Source organism: Pseudomonas sp. FW300-N1A1, assembly GCF_058789115.1.
The window spans coordinates 149,977-167,644 of sequence record NZ_JBYTBK010000005.1 but is presented as its reverse complement, the minus strand read 5'-3'; the positions used below and the strand labels follow the sequence as shown (position 1 = coordinate 167,644).

Sequence of the window (17,668 nt, the reverse complement as noted above, 5' to 3'; positions counted from 1 at the left end):
GCAAGGATGGCCCAGTCAAAGAGAATCAAAGTAATGCTGTCCAGCCGTTGCAACGATCGCTTTCCCGCGGACAGCGATCAAACGCTCAGCAATATCCGAGAGCAACTCAAACGTGAGATAGAAGGCACGAAGCTATTTGGCAAACAGGTGTTTGAAGTTTGGATTAACGAAGATGCACCTCCTGCGGACGGAATGCAGGACAGTTGGGACGCCTGTTTGCAAGCCGTGAGGGATTGCGATGTGCTACTAGTGCTGTCCAACGGTAATGCCGGCTGGGCCAGTGGTGACGGCGACATTGGTATTTGCCATGCGGAGTACATGGAAGGGCTCGCCACCACTCGGGGGAAGGTGCGCTTCATCGCTATGCCAAATATCCCAGTAGACGATGGCCGAGAAGCTGAGGCAGCACGTAACCAGCGCTTCCAGGCGTTTATTGCACAGCAGACACCCTTTAGGGGGGGGCTGGTCTCTACTGTGGATCAACTGCGTACACGAGTTCAGGAAGCGCTTCTTGATGCATTGGTTGTTCTGACCCAGCGTGGTGTAACCGCCGCGGCTTCGAGCCGTTTCGATATGGGCCAGGCGCTGGATTGGACACGAATGGACTTCCGTCAGCGCAAACGAGCGATGGAAACGGTGTTACTGCAGGCGCTCAATGGTGGCAAAGACCCTGCTAGCGAAGCGTTCGCCATTGTTTCAATTGCTGGAGTGAATGTCGTTGTGTTTGTCCATGCAATCCCGGCTGCGTTCACGGTTTCTGCTGCGCGTGAGCTGGTGGGTAAGCCTTTTCTACGTGACCATGAACACGCTGATATGTTGAAAGGTGCAGAAGGGCCGTTGCATTTGATCGCCTGTCACCGTGGAGCGACAGAGACTCAGGCCACTGCGTTGCTAGGCTTTCCTGATGCTACGGTTGTCAGCGGTTCCTTCGGAATTTTTGTCGCTGATGATGTACAGAAAGTACAGTTTGCCTTTCTGGCCAACTGTCGCGATGCGTCGCAAACGCGCCACGCGCTCCAGCGTTTTAGGGAGTGGTTGGATCAAACAGGTGAAGCGCAGATTCTGGCCAAGAGAGCCGCTTCACGCGCCAAGATTGTCAAAGTTATTGCCGCCGAACTTGAAGGGAGATAACAGGGATGTCTAAAGCACTCTTCACTGTGGGGCCCGTGTTGTCCTTTCGAGGCGTCAGCAAAGCAGGGCAGTGGCAAGTGACCGCGTTAGTCGGGATCGTAAGTGGTTCTGCATTCCCAGCTCTTTCTATTGAAGGGCGGCCTTGTCCGGCGCCGAAGGTTTTACTGGAGCGTTCAAAGGAAACCATCCTTCGTTACGACCTGAGTTGTGATCAGCAGGCGCAGGAGCGAACGGTTCAGTTTGGTGTAGGGCAGGGAGGGCCGCAATGGCAGTTCTCCATCCCCGGACAAGACTATGCCCCAAGAATGGCCTACGTCTCTTGCAATGGCTTTTCGGATCCTAGTGGAATGCGCAAGTTAGTGCGCCCTGAAAACGCCGTCTGGGCTGACCTGATCAGCAACCATGACAGTGACTTGCGTGCTGCGGGTTACTTGCTGGACAAGGAGCAGCTTTGGCACGAAGGACGAATCCATGACAAGGGGTTGAAGCGGTTCCACTTGCTGCTGATGGGGGGCGATCAGATTTACTTTGACTGTAACCGTCCGGCGAACTCACCCAAGCAGTTAGTAATCAACCAGATGTAGTGTCACTAGACTTTCCTAATTCATTTCTCTGGCAGGCTTCATCAACACGGTGCCTTCATGGTTCGTCGTCCCAATAATTAAGCGTAGTCCCGGGCCGCTGCACAGCGGTGAACGCGCGCGTTCCATTGATTGTGACCATCGCCTGATATTTGCCGGAATCCGGGTATTGGCAGACTTCGGGGGTTTCTCGGGTGCCAATGGACAGGTACTTCAGCGGCGCATCCGAGGTGTTGATGATCTGATGCGGATACTCGGGGCCGGGCGGAATGAAGATGACGTCGCCGCTTCGGATCGGCAACATTTCGCCCGCCACGCGCAGGGTGCCAAACCCTTCCAGGATGACGAACATCTCCTCCTGAGCATAATGAAAGTGGTAGGGGCAAGAACGCTTGCCTGGCGCAACGATGTCCACCGACGCACCGAGTTTCTGCGCGACGGTGTCAGTGCCGAGGCGCGCGCCATGGCTCTCGTAAAGAGGGTCGCGGCGCTCGTATTGCAGCGGCACATCATTGAAATTGCGAATCATGCGTGCAGTTAGAACACAGGCGTCATTGCTCATTACTCACTCCCGAAAGTATCTGTCCGGGCATCCCGTCTCGAGTAGCTAACCGGGTTGCCATTTATGCGGCAGCAGCTCTTCAATTTCACATGCCCGATGCGTAAGCGTACACCGAAGTCACGATGCATGACTCAGGTCGATACCCACTGATGCGGCAGTAGCTGATCAATCTCACTCGCTCGCTGCGTCGGCAAGCGCGTCAGTACATCTTTCAGATAAGCATACGGATCATGCCCATTGAGCTTGGCCGACTGGATCAGGCTCATCAGCGCCGCCGCGCGTTTGCCGCTGCGTAACGACCCTGCAAAGAGCCAATTCTTGCGTCCAAGAGCCCATGGGCGGATTTGCTGCTCTATGTGATTGTTATCAATGGGCACCGCGCCGTCGTCCAGATAACGTGACAACGCCGTCCAGCGTTTCAGGCTGTAATCCAGGGCCTTGGCGATGGCTACGCCATCGTGCACAAGTTCGCGCTGGGCGATCATCCAGGAATGCAGCATTTCCATCACAGGGACGGCTTTTTCTTGTCTTATTCGTCTCCGTAAATCTGGCTCCAGATCGCAGACTTCGCTTTCGATTTCGTATAGCAACTGGATATAGCGCAGGGCTTGCTCGGCGAGCGTGCTTTTGTTCGTGGCGTGCAGGTCGAAGAACTTGCGCCGGGCATGGGCCATGCAGCCGATTTCGGTCACGCCGAGTGCAAAGCTGGCTTTGTAGCCACCAAAATCGTCGCACACCAGTTTGCCTTTCCAGTCTTGCAGGAAGGCCCGGGCATGTTCGCCCGAGCGGCTTGGGCTGAAGTCGTACACCACCGCGCGGACATCGGCAGACGCGGTGGTCGCGTAGGCCCAGACGTAGGCCCGATGGGTTTTCTTCGCGCCAGGCATGAGCACCTGCACCGGCGTTTCATCAGCGTGCACCACATTGTGGGTGAGCACCACCTCGCGCAGCGCATCTACCAGTGGTTGCAGTTGCACACCGCAGGTGCCGACCCACTGCGCCAAGGTCGAGCGCGGGATGGCGAGGCCAGCCCGGCCAAAGATCTTCTCCTGACGGTACAGCGGCAAATGATCACCGTATTTGGCGATCATCACTTGAGCCATCAGGCCGGCGGTGGGGATGCCCTTGTCGATGATTTGTGCGGGAACCGGTGCCTGGATCAGTGTCTCGCATTGATCGCAGACCCACTTGCCACGGATGTGCTGTTCGACGGTGAACACGCCGGGTGTGTAGTCGAGCTTCTCGCTGACATCCTCACCGATACGCTTGAGGGCGCAGCCGCAGGTGCACTGCGTGTTGTCCGGTTCGTGATGGATCTGCGTGCGTGGGAACTCGGGCGGCAAGGCCGTGCGTTTAGGTTTTTGCTGAGCGACGGTCGGGGCCGGAGCGGGTTGCAACGCCTCAAGTTCGGCTTCTATGGCCGCGATATCGGCATCGATCATGTCATCGAGTAGGCTGGCTTGATAAGGGTTCAGTTGCTCGCTTCGCTTGGCAAACTTGAAGCGCTTGAGCTGCGCGATCTCATGGGCCAGCTTGTCGTTGACCGTTTTGTAGTGGTGGATCTGCTTGTCCATTGACTCGACTTTTTGATCGAGATTCTCGACACGCTGCATCAACTGCGCCGCGATAGTGCGCAGTTGTTCAGGGCATAGTTGGTCGAGACTGGGTAGCGAAGTCATGCCGCCGATTCTTCCAGAACAGGCCAATACCGACGATAGGCTCATGCGACAATTGCACGGCGAGGCTGGCCATGGCAGGTGTTACATCATGGAAATCGCACTGTTTTGCCCGACTCTTTGCCATGGCAAACCCAACACCAGAGCGCGAAGCTGTTCATCGTTCAACTCCACCTGAAGGCCATGCCGGGAACCTGGCCAGAAGAACTTGCCTTGATGCAGTCGGCGCGCCGCCAGCCAGATACCCAACCCGTCATGCACCAGCACTTTCATGCGATTGGCGCGGCGGTTGGCAAACAGATAAGCACAGTGCGGTTGTGCCGCACCGAACACGGCCACCACCCGCGCCAGCGCGGTGTCAGTGCCGGCGCGCATGTCCATGGGCTCGGTGGCGAGCCAGATGGCGTCGATGCGGATCATCGCAATAGATCTCGAAGGAAGGTCGCACAGACAGCCGCGCTGTCGGCTGGCCAACTAATTTTTACGGTGCCGCGCGGGTGCTGGATCTCAACGCTGATATTCGATGGTGCAACTTGCGACTCCGCTCCGGCGAGTTGCATGGGCAGTGAAACAAAAGCGGGTTGCAGCCCCATGCTTTTCTGCGTTTGCAGCCGAATCCACTTGTGGACGAGGTTCGCGTTGAGGCTGTGGTTCAGCGCGATGCTGGCAATCGAGGCTCCGGGCTGGGCACACTCTTGAATGACTTGGGCTTTGAACGACTTGGAATAGGAGCGGCGTTGTGGCTGCATGAAAGACCCTCTTAAAAGGCGGGAAGTGGTGTCCACTTAAATAGGTGGGCACCATCGCCTTTGGCGGTGGGGTCAGGAAGGTGTGTTGGCTGGCCGGTTACTGTGGAAAGGCAAAAATGATCAGATGAACAGCCTGCCAGACGACACCTAAAGACTCTCAGGATCCCCAAAAAACATCTGTATGCGCGACCGCAACCAGCGCTCACCCGGATCATTGTCCTGGGAGCCGCGCCAGGCCATGTGCAACTCGAAGCTGCGGGTCGGCAGTGGCGGGTCCTCGGCGCGCACGCCGCCGGCGGCGGTCAGGGCTTCGGCGGTGTAGTCCGGCACGGTGGCGACAATGTCGGTACCCGCCAGCAACGTACTCAAGCCATTGAACTGCGGCACGGCGAGCACCACGTGGCGCTTGCGCCCGAGCTTTTCCAGTTCTTCATCGATAAAGCCGCTGAGGTCGCCGGCAAACGATACCAGTGCGTGGGGGCGGGCGCAGAAGTCGTCCAGGCTCAAGGCCCCGGGCATGGTGTCGGCGCGCAGCAGTTTGGGCAGGCTGCGACGCAGCACTTTGCGCTTGGCATTGGCGGGCAGGTCAGTGGTGTAGCTGACACCGATGGAGATTTCGCCCGAGGCCAGCAGGCTCGGCATCAATATGTAATTGACCCGACGCACCACCAGGACGATCCCGGGGGCTTCGGCGCGCAGACGCTTGAGCAGCATCGGCAGCAGGGCGAACTCCACGTCATCCGACAGGCCGATGCGGAACACTGCGTTGCTGGTGGCTGGGTCGAAATCGGCCGCTCGGCTGACCGCGGTGGAAATCGAGTCCAGGGCCGGCGAGAGCAGGGCGAAGATTTCCACCGCGCGGGCAGAGGGTTCCATGCTGCGGCCGGTGCGCACAAACAGCGGGTCATCGAACAGGCCGCGCAGGCGAGACAACGCCGCGCTGATGGCTGGCTGGCCGAGAAACAGCTTCTCCGCGGCGCGGGTCACGCTGCGTTCATGCATCAGTGTTTCAAACACGATCAACAGGTTCAGGTCGACACGACGCAGGTCATTACGATTCATCTGGAGTCCTGGCAGAGTCAGCAAACTTGACGAGTGCGGCCATTTGAGAACAATGGCCGGCATGAATCTTACGGGGAAAGGCTGTTACTCTGCACCGAGTAATTCATTTTTCCCACAATGCTGGTTCGGTTTTCTATGTCTATTGACGGATTGCCGGGGCTGCGGAATCAATGACAGGCATGTCGACTATTAATAGCCACTGATGGTCTTGGCCAGAAAGCCCGGATAGAGTTCATGGTATTAGAGGTTACTTTGACGAGGTTTGCGATGTCCCGCACGATCCGTTTTCACAAGTTTGGTCCGGCCGAAGTGCTCAAGTGCGAAGAGCATGCGGTAGCTCTGCCTGCGCCGGGCGAAGTGCAGGTGCGCGTCGAGGCGATTGGCATCAGTTGGTATGACACACTCTGGCGTCAGAACCTGGCATCGTCGCACGCACGGCTGCCGTCCGGCCTGGGCAGTGAGATGGCCGGCGTGGTGACGGCGTTGGGTGAGGGCGTGGATGATCTGGCCGTCGGCGACAAGGTAGCCAGCTTCCCGGCGCAAAGCGCCAATGATTACCCGGTGTACGGCGAGCAGATCGTGTTGCCTCGTACGGCGTTGACCCGTTACCCCGATGTGCTCAGCCCGGTTGATGCGGCCGTGCACTACACGCCGCTGCTGATCGCTTATTTCGCCTACGCCGACCTGGCCCGGGTCAAGCCCGGTCAGTTCGCCCTGGTCACCGATGCCAGCCACTGTGCCGGTCCCGCCTTCGTGCAACTGGGCAAGGCTTTGGGGGTGCGGGTGATTGCCGCGACCAAGACCGCGCAGGAGCGTGAATACCTGTTGTCCCTCGGTGCCGAAAAGGTGATTGTCACCGAAGAGCAGGACCTGCTCATGCAGATCAACAAGTTCACCGACAACCGCGGTGTGGATGTGGTGTTCGATGGCCTTGGCGGCCCGCAGATGTCGTTGCTCGGCGATGTCCTGGCGCCCCGTGGCAGCCTGGTGCTGTATGGCCTGCAAGGCGGCAACCAGACACCGTTTCCGGCCTGTGCGGCGTTCCAGAAGAACATTCAGTTTTTCGTGCACTGCATCGGCAACTTTACCGGCAAGCCGGAGTTGGGCATTGCCCAGGACCAGGCCGCGCTGCAAAGGGCCCTGCGCGATATCAATCAACTGACGGCCGATGGTGTGCTGTCGCCGCTCAAGACTCGAGTCTTCCCGTTCGCCGAGTTTGTCGAGGCGCACCGTTACATGGACGAATGTCCGTGCCGCGAACGGGTGGCGCTGCTAGTCGAACCGCTATGACGCTGTTCAAGAGCCCGCAATAGCGGGCTCTTGGCTTTTTGCCGGGCGTTCAATTCGCTCATTGCCCTGGATTGTGATCCTCTGGTTCAGCAACTGAACTGGTTTTTACTTCTGATCTGTATCTTCTAATCATTAACTAAGCCCTGATAATTGAATGATTACTTTCATTTCAAGGAAAGAGTCATGGTTGGGTGTTGTATTTTAGTGAGTGCTGATTCAGGTGTCGGGTGTGCGGACCATGGAGTGTCTGCGCCACGCGTCGAAAATCGACATGTAAAAGACCGGTTAGTTAGTTGTCTTGGCCTCTCTCCGTTTCGTGTTCTTTATTTTCTGTGCTCATTGTTTGTGGGACGCTGTCGGAAACTTCCTAGGCTCTATGCGCTTGCCGTCAGGCCTTTTGTTTTCAGGGGTGTGGTCGGTTGCCGGGTTGGTTGGCGTTATTGCCGGGCAATCGTGTCACAGAGTGGTAGCAATCAAAGTGCTAGCATTCAACGACAGAAACTAAGACGGCATTAAGGAACTGTCTCCGGCCGTTGGTTTCACGGGCTGATGGTTATTTGTGCAACGCCGATTTATTGAGTGTCAGGTAAATACGATGAGCGCTATACATGATCAAGCGATGAACTATGTCTACCAGCAAGTGCTGCAACGATTGCTGAGTTTCTTTTCCAGGGCGGAACGTACGGCCTTGCAGCTTTTAATGCAGCGTCTTGTGGTGGCGGCCGGGGGAGCGGAAAGAATCGGTCATTACAAAGTGCTCATGAACCATTCCGGTACTCCGGACAGTTGCTACACCCTGGCGTTTTTGCGGGCGGCGCAACTGAGCATCGCGGGCAGGGCGCCGTCGACCTTCCAGCTACGTGTCGCCACGCTGCGGATGGGCACAACCACCCCTGCAATCATGGAGACGCTTCACCGCAGTTACAGCGCCCTGTTTGTCTACGATGACCCCAGGGTCGAAGTGTTGATGGTCGATAATCGCGAGGTGCTGCCGTTCAGCCATTCAGCGCCGATTTCGGATGCCGGGCGTGAGTTGAATCGGGCGAACATGCTGATGCTCGGCCACCTTCGCGGGGTTGGTGGTGTGTTTGAGGCCTGTGATGACGGTTATCTGGCCATGGGTGAGCTTTATGGGCAGATAACCCGTTGGGACGGCGGTGTCGATGCCTTGATCGGCGGTGAAACGCTACGTCAGCAAAAGCAGTTCCTCGCAGGGCTCACGCGCGGCGCGGCGAGGGCAGGGTTACGCATGTCCCTTGAGCCCGAACAGAGTTTCGACGGGTTGTTTTCGATACTCGAGCAACTGCGACCTGATTTTTACCGCGAGCTCTACGCCGGCCATGAACGTGTCGAGTGGCGGCCGCAGGAGCGATTTGATGCACGGCGCGCTGCCAGTTACATCGATGTCCAGGACCTGGTGACCGGCAATATGGACGACCGCTGGCCGCTGCTCAGCGAATTCCTTGGGTTGCAGCCTGATGAAGTGGATGCCCAGTTACGCGAGAATCCATTCGCCAGCCCGTTGTTGTCGGCGCACTTTCGCGGTTTGCAAGCCAGTTACCTCAAAGGTCAGACCTACGAGCAGGGTTTTGCCCGATACATCCAGCGAGCGCTGCTGATGATGCGTAAAAGGCAGGTGCCCGAACGATTCTGTGATCAGGCGCTGGAGCTGTACGGCAATCCGCAGACCCTCGCCGAACGACGTATGCAGGCCAACATCGAGGCGCAGCAGACCTTGGGGCTCAGTGAAGCGCAGCAGCTGTGTTTGCTCTTTACACCCTTTGTCGATGAGGGGGCGGGGCTGGAGCGGTTTTTGCGACGCTGTCATCCCGGGATGCTGGTGGCGATGCCGGAAGTTTACAAGGCGCTGCAGGGGCGCGCGGTCGCCGAGCAGGTCATGCAATGGATGGTGGATGTCAGCGGCTTGCCACTCCATTTGATTCGCGCGCTCTACGGCATGCGGTCGGTGCCGGGCACCGGGCGTGAGGTTATCGCTCAGGCTGCATGCAGCGAAGGGCAATCCTGCTCCGATGAGACGGATACGCGGTGCGATCTGTCAGCGAAACGTTAGAGGAGCCTGGTTTGACTGATTTAAAAGTACAGGCGTTGGCGGATTTCACGGCGCACGCCAGGAGGCTGGGCACGGCAGAGGAGCGTTGTGGTATCGCAGGTTTAGCTTGTGATCGGCCATCTCCCATGAAAGGGCTGCGAGAGACTGATTTTGCCTACCAGGCCGTGTACCGTTACCTGACCTGCCTGATCAATGAAGTAGGGAGCGAGACCCCCATCAAGCTGCCGTCCCTGCGGCAGTTGGCCGAGCGCCTGAACGTGTCGATTTCCACTATCCAGTACGCTTACTCGTTGCTGGAGAAAGAAGGGCGGGTGTATTCGGTCGCCAAATCGGGTTACTACGCGATGCCGGTGTCGTTGAACGCTTCGTTCTGCAGTGGCAATGACCTGCTTGAAACGCTGTACGTCAGTGCCCGGCGTCCGGGCATGCTGGTCATGAGTACCGACGAACCGGCGCTGTTGCAGTCCCTGGACAGTCCGTTATTGCTGTTGGAAAGAGAGCTGGTTCGCCAGTATCCCCGTCAGCAGCAACCGCTTTCACAACCCTGCGGTGAGCTGGAACTGCGTACCGCGTTGGCGGCGCGCTACACCACCTCGCCCACGCGTTACTGGCACGCCGACGACGTTTACATCGGTGCTGACTTGCGGGGCGTGCTGGAAATCCTGATGGCGGTACTGGGCCTCAAAGGCGCGACCGTGCTGGTGGAGTCGCCCTGTGACTGGACGATTCTGCGTCTGCTCCAGGCGGGGGGCGTGCAGGTGTTCGAGTTGCCCATCGCCGGCACCGGCTGCCTCGACCTTCAATTGCTGGAGCGTTTGCTCACCACCGAAACAGTACGCCTGGCGGTGCTGTCGTCCGGTGTCAGCATGCCCCGGGGCAGTCTGATGCCCGCGGACAATCGCCAACGCGTCGCGCGGCTGTTGCAGCAGCACGACTGCTGGGTGCTGGAGAACGATGTGTACGGTGAACTGGGGCACGAGCCGAATGGGCAGCGCTTTCGTGACCTGCTCGATCCTGAGCGTCTGATCGTGTTTTCCACCTTCGAAAAATTCATGGGGCCCGAGGCGCCCTACGGGTACCTGTTGTCGCGCCAGCTGAGTGCCGAGCTGCAGCGCAATTTCCTGTTGCGCTCCTTTCGCCTGTCGCCCATCCGCCAGAAAGCCATCGCGCGGCTGTACAGCAGCGGACGCATCGATCAGCACTTGCAGGTGCTGCGGCGACTGCTCAGCGAACGCAAGGCCCGGATGATCCAGGTGGTGCGCGAACGCCTGGGAGATTCACTGGAGTGGGTCGACCCGGCGGGTGGGGCGACCCTGTGGGCGCGCTCGTTGCGACCGGTGGATATGCGAAGGGTGTTTCAGCGCATGCTCAAGCAAAGCGTGGTGATTGCCCCGGGGGAACTGTTCAGTTTGCAGGGCTTGCATTCACAGTATGTGCGCCTGAGCCATGGGTTCAGCGGCCAGCATGATCTGGATACGGCAATGGCAATGCTGGCGGATGCGTTGCGGCTGGAACTCACGGATTGAGCTTGGTGGAAAATATCCTGTCGGGTTCAGGATCGATCCCATCGCTCTGTGGTCAAACTGCCAGTAAACTGCGCTCCTATTCCTGAACCCCACTCTTTCAGAGGTTTTGCATGACACTCAGTCCTTTTGCGGGCAAACCGGCACCAGCAGCCTTGTTGGTCGATATCCCGCGACTGGTTACGGCCTATTACACCGGTCAGCCCGATGCCTCGGTGGCCACCCAGCGCGTTGCGTTCGGTACGTCGGGGCACCGTGGCAGCTCGTTCGAGCTGAGTTTCAATGAATGGCATGTCCTGGCCATCAGCCAGGCGATTTGCCTGTATCGCGAAGCCCAGGGCATCGACGGCCCTTTGTTTGTCGGCATCGATACCCATGCGCTGTCGACGCCGGCCGGTGCCAGCGCCCTGGAAGTACTGGCTGCCAACGGGGTGACGGTGATGATCGCCGAAGGCGATGAGTACACGCCGACCCCTGCCGTTTCCCACGCCATCCTGTGCTACAACCGCGGTCGCACGTCGGGGCTGGCGGATGGCATTGTCATCACGCCGTCCCATAACCCACCGCAAAGTGGCGGTTACAAGTACAACCCCACGAACGGTGGCCCGGCCGATACCCACATCACCAAGTGGATTGAGGCCAAGGCCAACGAGTTGCTGGCCAACAAGCTGGCCGGGGTCAAGCGCATCAGCTACGAACAGGCGCTGAAGGCCGACACCACCCACCGTCATGACTACCTCAACACCTACGTCGCCGATCTGGTCAATGTGATCGACTTCGACGCCATTCGCGGGGCCAACCTGCGTCTGGGCGTGGATCCGCTGGGCGGAGCAGGGGTGCGCTACTGGTCGGCCATCGCCGAACACTACCGCTTGAACCTCGATGTGGTGAACACTCAGGTCGATCCGACGTTCCGCTTCATGTCGGTGGACTGGGACGGCCAGATCCGCATGGACCCGTCCTCCAGCCATGCCATGCAAGGCCTGATCGGTCTCAAGGAGCGCTTCGACGTTGCTTTTGCCTGCGACCCGGACCACGACCGTCACGGCATCGTCACCCCGTCCGGTGGTTTGCTGGCACCGAACAACTACCTCGCGGTGTCCATCGACTACCTGTTCCAGAACCGGCCACAATGGCGTGCCGATGCGGCCGTGGGTAAAACCGTGGTCAGCAGCGGTCTGATCGATCGGGTGGCCAAGCGCCTGAACCGTCGCCTGTACGAAGTGCCGGTGGGTTTCAAGTGGTTCGCTGATGGCCTGTTCGACGGTTCGTTGGGCTTTGGCGGTGAAGAGAGCGCTGGCGCTTCGTTCCTGCGCAAGGATGGCGGTGTCTGGTGCACCGACAAGGATGGGCTGATTCCAGCCCTGCTGGCCGCGGAAATGACCGCCCGTACCGGGCGCGACCCAAGCCAGGCGTACCGTGCGCTGACCGATGAACTGGGTGAACCCTTCTCGGTGCGCGTAGACGCCAAGGCCAATCCGGAGCAAAAGGCATTGTTGGGCAAATTGTCGCCAGAACAGGTCACGTCGACCCAACTGGCCGGTGAGCCGATCCAGCGCATCTTGAGCAAGGCGCCGGGCAATGACCAGGCCATTGGCGGCCTGAAAGTCATGACCGAGAACGGCTGGTTCGCCGCCCGTCCTTCGGGCACCGAAGACATCTACAAGATCTACGCCGAAAGCTTTATCGGCGACGACCACCTCAAGCAACTGGTGCAAGAGGCGCAAACCCTGGTGGACGGCGCGATCAGCCAGTAAGCGCAACGCTCGCCCGCAGCAGCACGAAAAAAGGGGTGACCACGGCGGTCACCCCTTTTCGTTGGGCCTCAGTGCATCAAGCCAGGTCCACCAGCACGATTTCACTGTCTTCAAGGGCGGTCACGCGCAGCACCTGCTCGTCGGCAATCGCTACGCCGTCTCGCGCCTGTGCACGCAGGCCATTGACTTCAATCACCCCGGTGGCGGGCACCAGGTAGGCGCGCCGACCGTTGTCCAGCCGGTATTCGGCGCTTTCCCCGGCTTTCAGGTTCGCCGCCACCAACCGGGCATCGGCGCGGATGCGCAGGCTCTGGTTGTCGCCGTCCTTGCCGCTGGCCAGGGTCACGAACCCTTCGCGCTGCCCCTTGGGGAACGGTTTGGCGCCCCAGGACGGCGCTGTGCCGGTCTGGTTGGGGATAATCCAGATCTGGAAGATCCGGGTGGCCGTCGACTCCAGGTTGTATTCGCTGTGGGCGATTCCGGTGCCGGCGCTCATCACCTGGACATCACCGGCTTCGGTGCGGCCCTTGTTGCCCAGGTTGTCTTCGTGGCTGATGGCGCCTTCGCGAACATAGGTGATGATTTCCATGTCGCGGTGCGGGTGTTTGGGGAAGCCGGTACCGGGGGCAATCACATCGTCGTTCCAGACCCGCAGGTTGCCCCAGTTCATGCGCTTGGGGTCATGGTACTCGGCGAACGAGAAGTGGTGGTGGGCATCCAGCCAGCCGTGATGGGCGCCGCCCAGGGAGGCAAAGGGTCTGAGTTCAAGCATGATCGTCTCCTGAAAGGTTCGTCATACAACGAGAACCGGTGGTTGATGGTGCGCATCATCTATCAGCAACGAATCGATAAAAAGCGTAAAAAATGCCTGAAACCAATCTATTTATTAGATGTATGAAGGCGAATGAATTCTACGGACCAGCCTTCAGTTCATCGCTTAAGCCAATGAAGGATAAGCATTTGACTAGAACTCATCGGCAAATGAAGACACCATAGCGCCAACAGCCTCACACCCTGGAGTCAGCGTGCCACGAAACATCCCCGATCTTCCTCCCGAGCTTTTGCCCCTGGCCGAAATGCCGTGGCTCAAACGTCTGGCTGCGCGCTTTTTTGGCCATGGCCTGACGCGTTTGCGCGCACAGCACCGGGCGTCCTGGTTGCACGGCCAGGCTGACGGGTTTCGCAGTGGGCACACGGCGGGTGTGGACTACGGCTACAAGGAAGGCAAGGCAGACGGGATCGAAGAGGGCCGCCAGGTCTTGTTGATCCGCGACAGCCGCTGCACCGAACACCCGGCGCCGCGAGTGGATGACCTCCTGTTCGACGATTGGCGGCTGCCCCTGGGCGCCGAGATCAAAAAGCGCATGAAGGCCGACGTCGCGCGGCTGTTGCCGACGCACGCACAACCCAGCGCGGCGCAGTGGAAGATGATCTTCAGCGACACACCGTCGACCTCGGTGGTTGCCGGGGCGGGCGCCGGGAAGTCGACCACCCTGGCATTGCGCATTCTGCTGCTGACCCACTACCTGGGGTTCGAGCTGGATTCGTTGACCGTGGTGACGTTCACCCGCGAGTCACGCAAGGACTTCATCAACAAACTGATCGCGCTGTTCGCCACCTGGGGCCGCGCACTGTCGCAAAAAGATGCCCGGGACCTGGTGCGCACCTTCCACTCGCGCATTCTGCCGATGGTCCGCAGCCTGCCGGGGTTCGAGCGCCTGCAAGCCTTCGAAAACCTCAACGAGCGCTCGCTGCTCAATGAGACAGACGTCGACAGCAACCCTTTTGATCTGCGGATCAACGACACGCAGCGCCAGCAACTCAACGCCTGTTTTCATCGCCTGTTCACCGACAACGAGCGGTTTCGCGAATTGATCACGCCGCTGTCGCGCCACGCCTTGCAGCTCAAGGAACTGGAGCGTGACCACCCGGAGGTGCAAAAGCGCATGGAGGTAACCGAGCTGGCTGCCAAGCGTGACGAAGAGCTGTGCGATACCGTTGAGGACTTGTGGTTTCGTGCTGGCGCCTGGCCGATCAAGGGCATCGAGCCCAGCCGCCAGACGTTCGAGATCAACGGCTCGCGGTTCCATTGCCATGGCTACATCCCGAGCCTGGATGCCTGGGTGGTGCTGGGCTTCGATCCCCGGGAAAACCCTCAGCTCAGCCGGCCAAACGCCAAGCTGAGCGTGCGTGCGGAGTGGGCGGTCAAACGAACCCTGTTTCGAGCTTTCTGTCGTAAGCCATTGATTTGGCTGGATAGCTATGACTCTTCAAAGCGTGTTCTGGCCACGCTCGCCGGCGATGCCAGCGCCGGTCCCGGGTTCGACTACAAGGTCAAGGGCGAACTGGCGGGGGCGCCGCTGCTGGATTGTTTTGTCGCCGCCGCGAGCTTCATCGAGAACCTCGGGCTGGACGTTCCGGCGGCCGTGGGCCAGATGAGTTTCGCCAAGGACGACCCGGACCGCTATTTCTTCGAGGCGCTGAGCCTGTTCTGGCGCACCTTTGAAGATCACCTGCTGGATCAGTCGCCACCGGTGATGACCTACAACCGCATGTTCGCCTTGTTCAGCGAGCACTCGCCGGAGAACCTCAAGCTGCTCGGTGACGAGCTACTACGACCGATGTCGCACTTGATGATCGACGAGTTCCAGGACGTTTCCCCGCAGATCGTCTCCTGGATTCGCGCCACGCTGGGGGAAATTCGCCGCCGTGGACCGGCCATGCACGTGGGGCGTGGTGCCCAGCGCTCGTCATTGCTGTGTGTGGGCGATGACTGGCAATCGATCTATGGCTGGCGCGGCAGTTCGCCCAAATACTTCATGGAGTTCAACAAGGAGTTCCCGTCTCCTGGTACCACGCGGGTGATGCTCAGCGACAACTACCGCAGCCATCAGCACATCATCGACGCCGCCGAGCATATCGTGCGGGCGGCACCGGCGATCCCGGGCAAGAAAGCCAAGGCCTGCGGTGAAACGGCGGAACTGTTGCCGGTCAACATCCACGATCGTGACGACGGGGAGCTGGCCAAGCGCTTGGCGGAGCACTATCGCAATGGCGATTCAATCTTGATGTTGTATCGAAAAAGCAGCGATAAGTTATTGATTGAACATCATATTTCATCTGTAGTTAATGCTGATTCGAGCTTGCCTTTCGAGGCCAGGCGCCTCAAGCAACTGACGTTCCACAGCGCCAAGGGGTTGCAGGCGGATGCGGTCTTCCTGTTGGGCGATTGCCAGCATTTGACCTGTTCGCCCTACAAGAACCAGGTCTATCGCCTGGCCGGACTGGGCAAGGACGGTGATGCCGAGCCCTATGACTCGGCGCAGAAAGACGAGATCCTGCGCCTGGCCTATGTCGGCATTACCCGTGCCGCGAAGCATTGCCATTGGTACGTCGATCCTCAGGAAGGCAGCTCGGTGAACCTGCCCAGGGCTTCCGACAGGATCGCCTCCGGCAAGCCTTTCTTTGCCGACCAGCGCGCGAGCAATGTAGGCAGTAAAACCGTTCAAGCGTGAACGCTGCTTGTGTGGCGAGGGAGCTTGCTCCCGCTGGGCCGGGCTGGCGCTCCAGCGCGAAGCGGCCCCGGTGCAACGACTGCAGTCTTTCAGAGATACCCCAGTGACTGGTTTTGGGGCTGCTGTGCAGCCCAGCGCGAGCAAGCTCGCTCGCCACGGGGGTTGTGTACGACGCGACTTTCCTGACTAAACGCGGCTTCTGTGGCGAGCGAGCTTGCTCGCGCTGGGGTGCAAAGCGCCCCCGGCAAGACGACTGCTGGCGTTCAGATAAAACGCGGTAGCCGATTTTTGGGCTGCTGCACAGCCCAGCGCGAGCAAGCCACAGGGTCTGTGTTCGACGCCACTTTCCTTGACCTACAGGCTCAAGCGTTGTGCTTGAACGTGAGTGGTGGGATGAAGGCTTCAAGTTCATCCTCCACCGCTTCGATTATTCGCTCGACATCGGTGGCATTCATCAGGGTGGCGCAGGGGATGCCGGCGATGGAGACCATGGTCCTGCCACTGGCACGGTCAAACAACCGGAGGATCATGCTGTCCGGTGCGTCCATGGTGGCTTCGAATCCAATAGGGTGAAAATGCCAGCGCATCAACTGGCAGGCGTTGGGGAACGTGACCTTGCTGAACTCAGTCCTGTGCATGGGTGACCCGCCTTCGTCATCAAGCGCTTCCTTCGGCTTATGTCAGAGGAGGATGAGCCGTCATTGGCCCAACCCTGTGGATTTTTAACGGTAGCACTGACTTTACGATGGGCCGTGAAATTTACCTGCCGGCTGTCGATTGACCGGGATTGAGCCTGTGCTCGATCACGCTCTGTCACCGCGATGGCAAGGTTCGTCGGAGACAGGCCCTCGAATTGATCATTGAAGCCTTGGCGCAAGTTCGGCAAGCTCGGTTTTTCTGTTGCCGAGCACCTTATGCCTGCCCATGATGATGGCCCGTTGCAAACCCAGGCCACCGGCGAGACGGTGCTGCGTTACCACCTGTGCTGGAAGCATCGGGACCTGGACGGTGTCATGGCGTTGTACCACCCGGACATCCAGTACCACGACTTTTTCCAGAACCGCATCCTGGGGCTCAGTGAACTGCGCGAGTATGTGCGCGACAGCATGCCCCGCGATCCCCAGGAAGCGCTGGAGCATTCGGACCGGATTCGCCTGGACGGTGACACGGCGTTCATTCAATACCGCATGACCTTGCGCGGCGGTGAGGGGCTGGTGTCGTTCCGTTCCAGCGAGGCGATCACGGTGCGCGACGGACTGATCTGGCGAGTCAACGAATACGCATCGCTGGTGCACGAACAACCCCTGAGCAAACCGGCCGACAGTGGGCGCCCGGCGGTCAGTCGCCTGGGGCTTTCACCCCGCCAGTTGAGCTTCATGGCGCAGGATCTGCAGCAGTATTTCGAGCATCAACAACCCTATCTTGAGCCCGGGCTGGACCTGGAAGGGGTGGCGAAGGCGTGTGGCTACAGCCGCAACCAGATTTCCTACTTGCTCAATCAGGTGCTGGGGCAGAGCTTCTATCGCTACGTCAATCAGGCGCGGCTGCGGCACTTGCTGGCAGTCCTGGAAACCGCACCCGCCCCCTTGCGTATCGATGATCTGGCCTTTGCCGCCGGCTTCAATTCCCTGTCGGCGTTTTACACCTGTTTTCGCCAGCACACCGGGATGACGCCCAAGGCCTATGTCCGGGAAATTTCTTTGCGTGCACGCGCACAAGACAGCCACTGAGCCCAGGCACTAGGATCACCG

Annotated in this window: 15 protein-coding genes; 8 read left to right on the top strand and 7 right to left on the bottom strand. The window is 59.2% G+C overall.

The window, feature by feature from the left end; genetic code table 11:
- Positions 1–6 precede the first annotated feature (6 nt).
- Entirely contained in the window at positions 7–1,131 is a 1,125-nt protein-coding gene (locus AC3WQN_RS06485; protein ID WP_103401380.1) for a DUF4062 domain-containing protein, read from the top strand.
- Between the two features lie 5 nt (positions 1,132–1,136).
- Complete coding sequence (locus AC3WQN_RS06480) at positions 1,137–1,715, top strand: hypothetical protein (protein ID WP_256587327.1); 579 nt, start codon at positions 1,137–1,139, stop codon at positions 1,713–1,715.
- Between the two features lie 55 nt (positions 1,716–1,770).
- Here the strand turns inward: AC3WQN_RS06480 and AC3WQN_RS06475 are convergent, their stop codons facing one another.
- From AC3WQN_RS06475 to AC3WQN_RS06455, 5 genes are all read right to left on the bottom strand, one after another.
- Entirely contained in the window at positions 1,771–2,274 is a 504-nt protein-coding gene (locus tag AC3WQN_RS06475; protein ID WP_103401381.1) for a cupin domain-containing protein, read from the bottom strand.
- A 131-nt stretch (positions 2,275–2,405) separates the two neighbouring features.
- The gene (gene tnpC / locus AC3WQN_RS06470) at positions 2,406–3,953 is read right to left on the bottom strand and encodes an IS66 family transposase (RefSeq protein WP_103401382.1); all 1,548 of its coding nucleotides are present in this window, start codon (positions 3,951–3,953) and stop codon (positions 2,406–2,408) included.
- Between the two features lie 81 nt (positions 3,954–4,034).
- Entirely contained in the window at positions 4,035–4,370 is a 336-nt protein-coding gene (gene tnpB, locus AC3WQN_RS06465) for an IS66 family insertion sequence element accessory protein TnpB (RefSeq protein ID WP_103401383.1), read from the bottom strand.
- Positions 4,367–4,699: an IS66-like element accessory protein TnpA gene (gene tnpA / locus AC3WQN_RS06460; RefSeq protein ID WP_256587328.1), complete on the bottom strand. Its 333-nt coding sequence runs from the start codon at positions 4,697–4,699 to the stop codon at positions 4,367–4,369. Before tnpA ends, tnpB begins: the two co-directional genes overlap by 4 nt.
- Before the next feature lie 147 nt (positions 4,700–4,846).
- On the bottom strand, positions 4,847–5,761 hold the full coding sequence (locus AC3WQN_RS06455; protein ID WP_095144369.1) for a LysR family transcriptional regulator: 915 nt from the start codon (positions 5,759–5,761) through the stop codon (positions 4,847–4,849).
- Between the two features lie 267 nt (positions 5,762–6,028).
- Here AC3WQN_RS06455 and AC3WQN_RS06450 point away from each other — a divergent pair, with 267 nt between their 5' ends.
- From AC3WQN_RS06450 to pgm, 4 genes are all read left to right on the top strand, one after another.
- Complete coding sequence (locus tag AC3WQN_RS06450) at positions 6,029–7,051, top strand: zinc-dependent alcohol dehydrogenase family protein (RefSeq protein ID WP_103401385.1); 1,023 nt, start codon at positions 6,029–6,031, stop codon at positions 7,049–7,051.
- Positions 7,052–7,646: 595 nt separating this feature from the next.
- Complete coding sequence (locus AC3WQN_RS06445; RefSeq protein WP_103401386.1) at positions 7,647–9,122, top strand: hypothetical protein; 1,476 nt, start codon at positions 7,647–7,649, stop codon at positions 9,120–9,122.
- A gap of 125 nt (positions 9,123–9,247) precedes the next feature.
- Positions 9,248–10,648 (top strand): aminotransferase-like domain-containing protein, encoded by a 1,401-nt coding sequence (locus AC3WQN_RS06440; RefSeq protein WP_103401387.1) that lies wholly within the window; start codon positions 9,248–9,250, stop codon positions 10,646–10,648.
- Positions 10,649–10,758: 110 nt separating this feature from the next.
- The gene (gene pgm / locus AC3WQN_RS06435) at positions 10,759–12,402 is read left to right on the top strand and encodes a phosphoglucomutase (alpha-D-glucose-1,6-bisphosphate-dependent) (protein ID WP_103401388.1); all 1,644 of its coding nucleotides are present in this window, start codon (positions 10,759–10,761) and stop codon (positions 12,400–12,402) included.
- 76 nt (positions 12,403–12,478) lie between these two features.
- Here the strand turns inward: pgm and AC3WQN_RS06430 are convergent, their stop codons facing one another.
- Positions 12,479–13,174, bottom strand: a complete 696-nt coding sequence (locus tag AC3WQN_RS06430; protein WP_103401389.1) for a pirin family protein — start codon at positions 13,172–13,174, stop codon at positions 12,479–12,481.
- A gap of 253 nt (positions 13,175–13,427) precedes the next feature.
- Here AC3WQN_RS06430 and AC3WQN_RS06425 point away from each other — a divergent pair, with 253 nt between their 5' ends.
- Entirely contained in the window at positions 13,428–15,917 is a 2,490-nt protein-coding gene (locus tag AC3WQN_RS06425; RefSeq protein ID WP_103401390.1) for a UvrD-helicase domain-containing protein, read from the top strand.
- Positions 15,918–16,279: 362 nt separating this feature from the next.
- On the opposite strand, the gene AC3WQN_RS06420 is transcribed toward AC3WQN_RS06425, so the two are convergent.
- The gene (locus tag AC3WQN_RS06420; RefSeq protein WP_095144363.1) at positions 16,280–16,555 is read right to left on the bottom strand and encodes a DUF1652 domain-containing protein; all 276 of its coding nucleotides are present in this window, start codon (positions 16,553–16,555) and stop codon (positions 16,280–16,282) included.
- Between the two features lie 276 nt (positions 16,556–16,831).
- Between AC3WQN_RS06420 and AC3WQN_RS06415 the strand changes: the two genes are divergently transcribed.
- Positions 16,832–17,647, top strand: coding sequence for a helix-turn-helix transcriptional regulator (locus AC3WQN_RS06415; RefSeq protein ID WP_103401135.1), 816 nt, complete (start codon positions 16,832–16,834; stop codon positions 17,645–17,647).
- Positions 17,648–17,668: the final 21 nt, after the last annotated feature.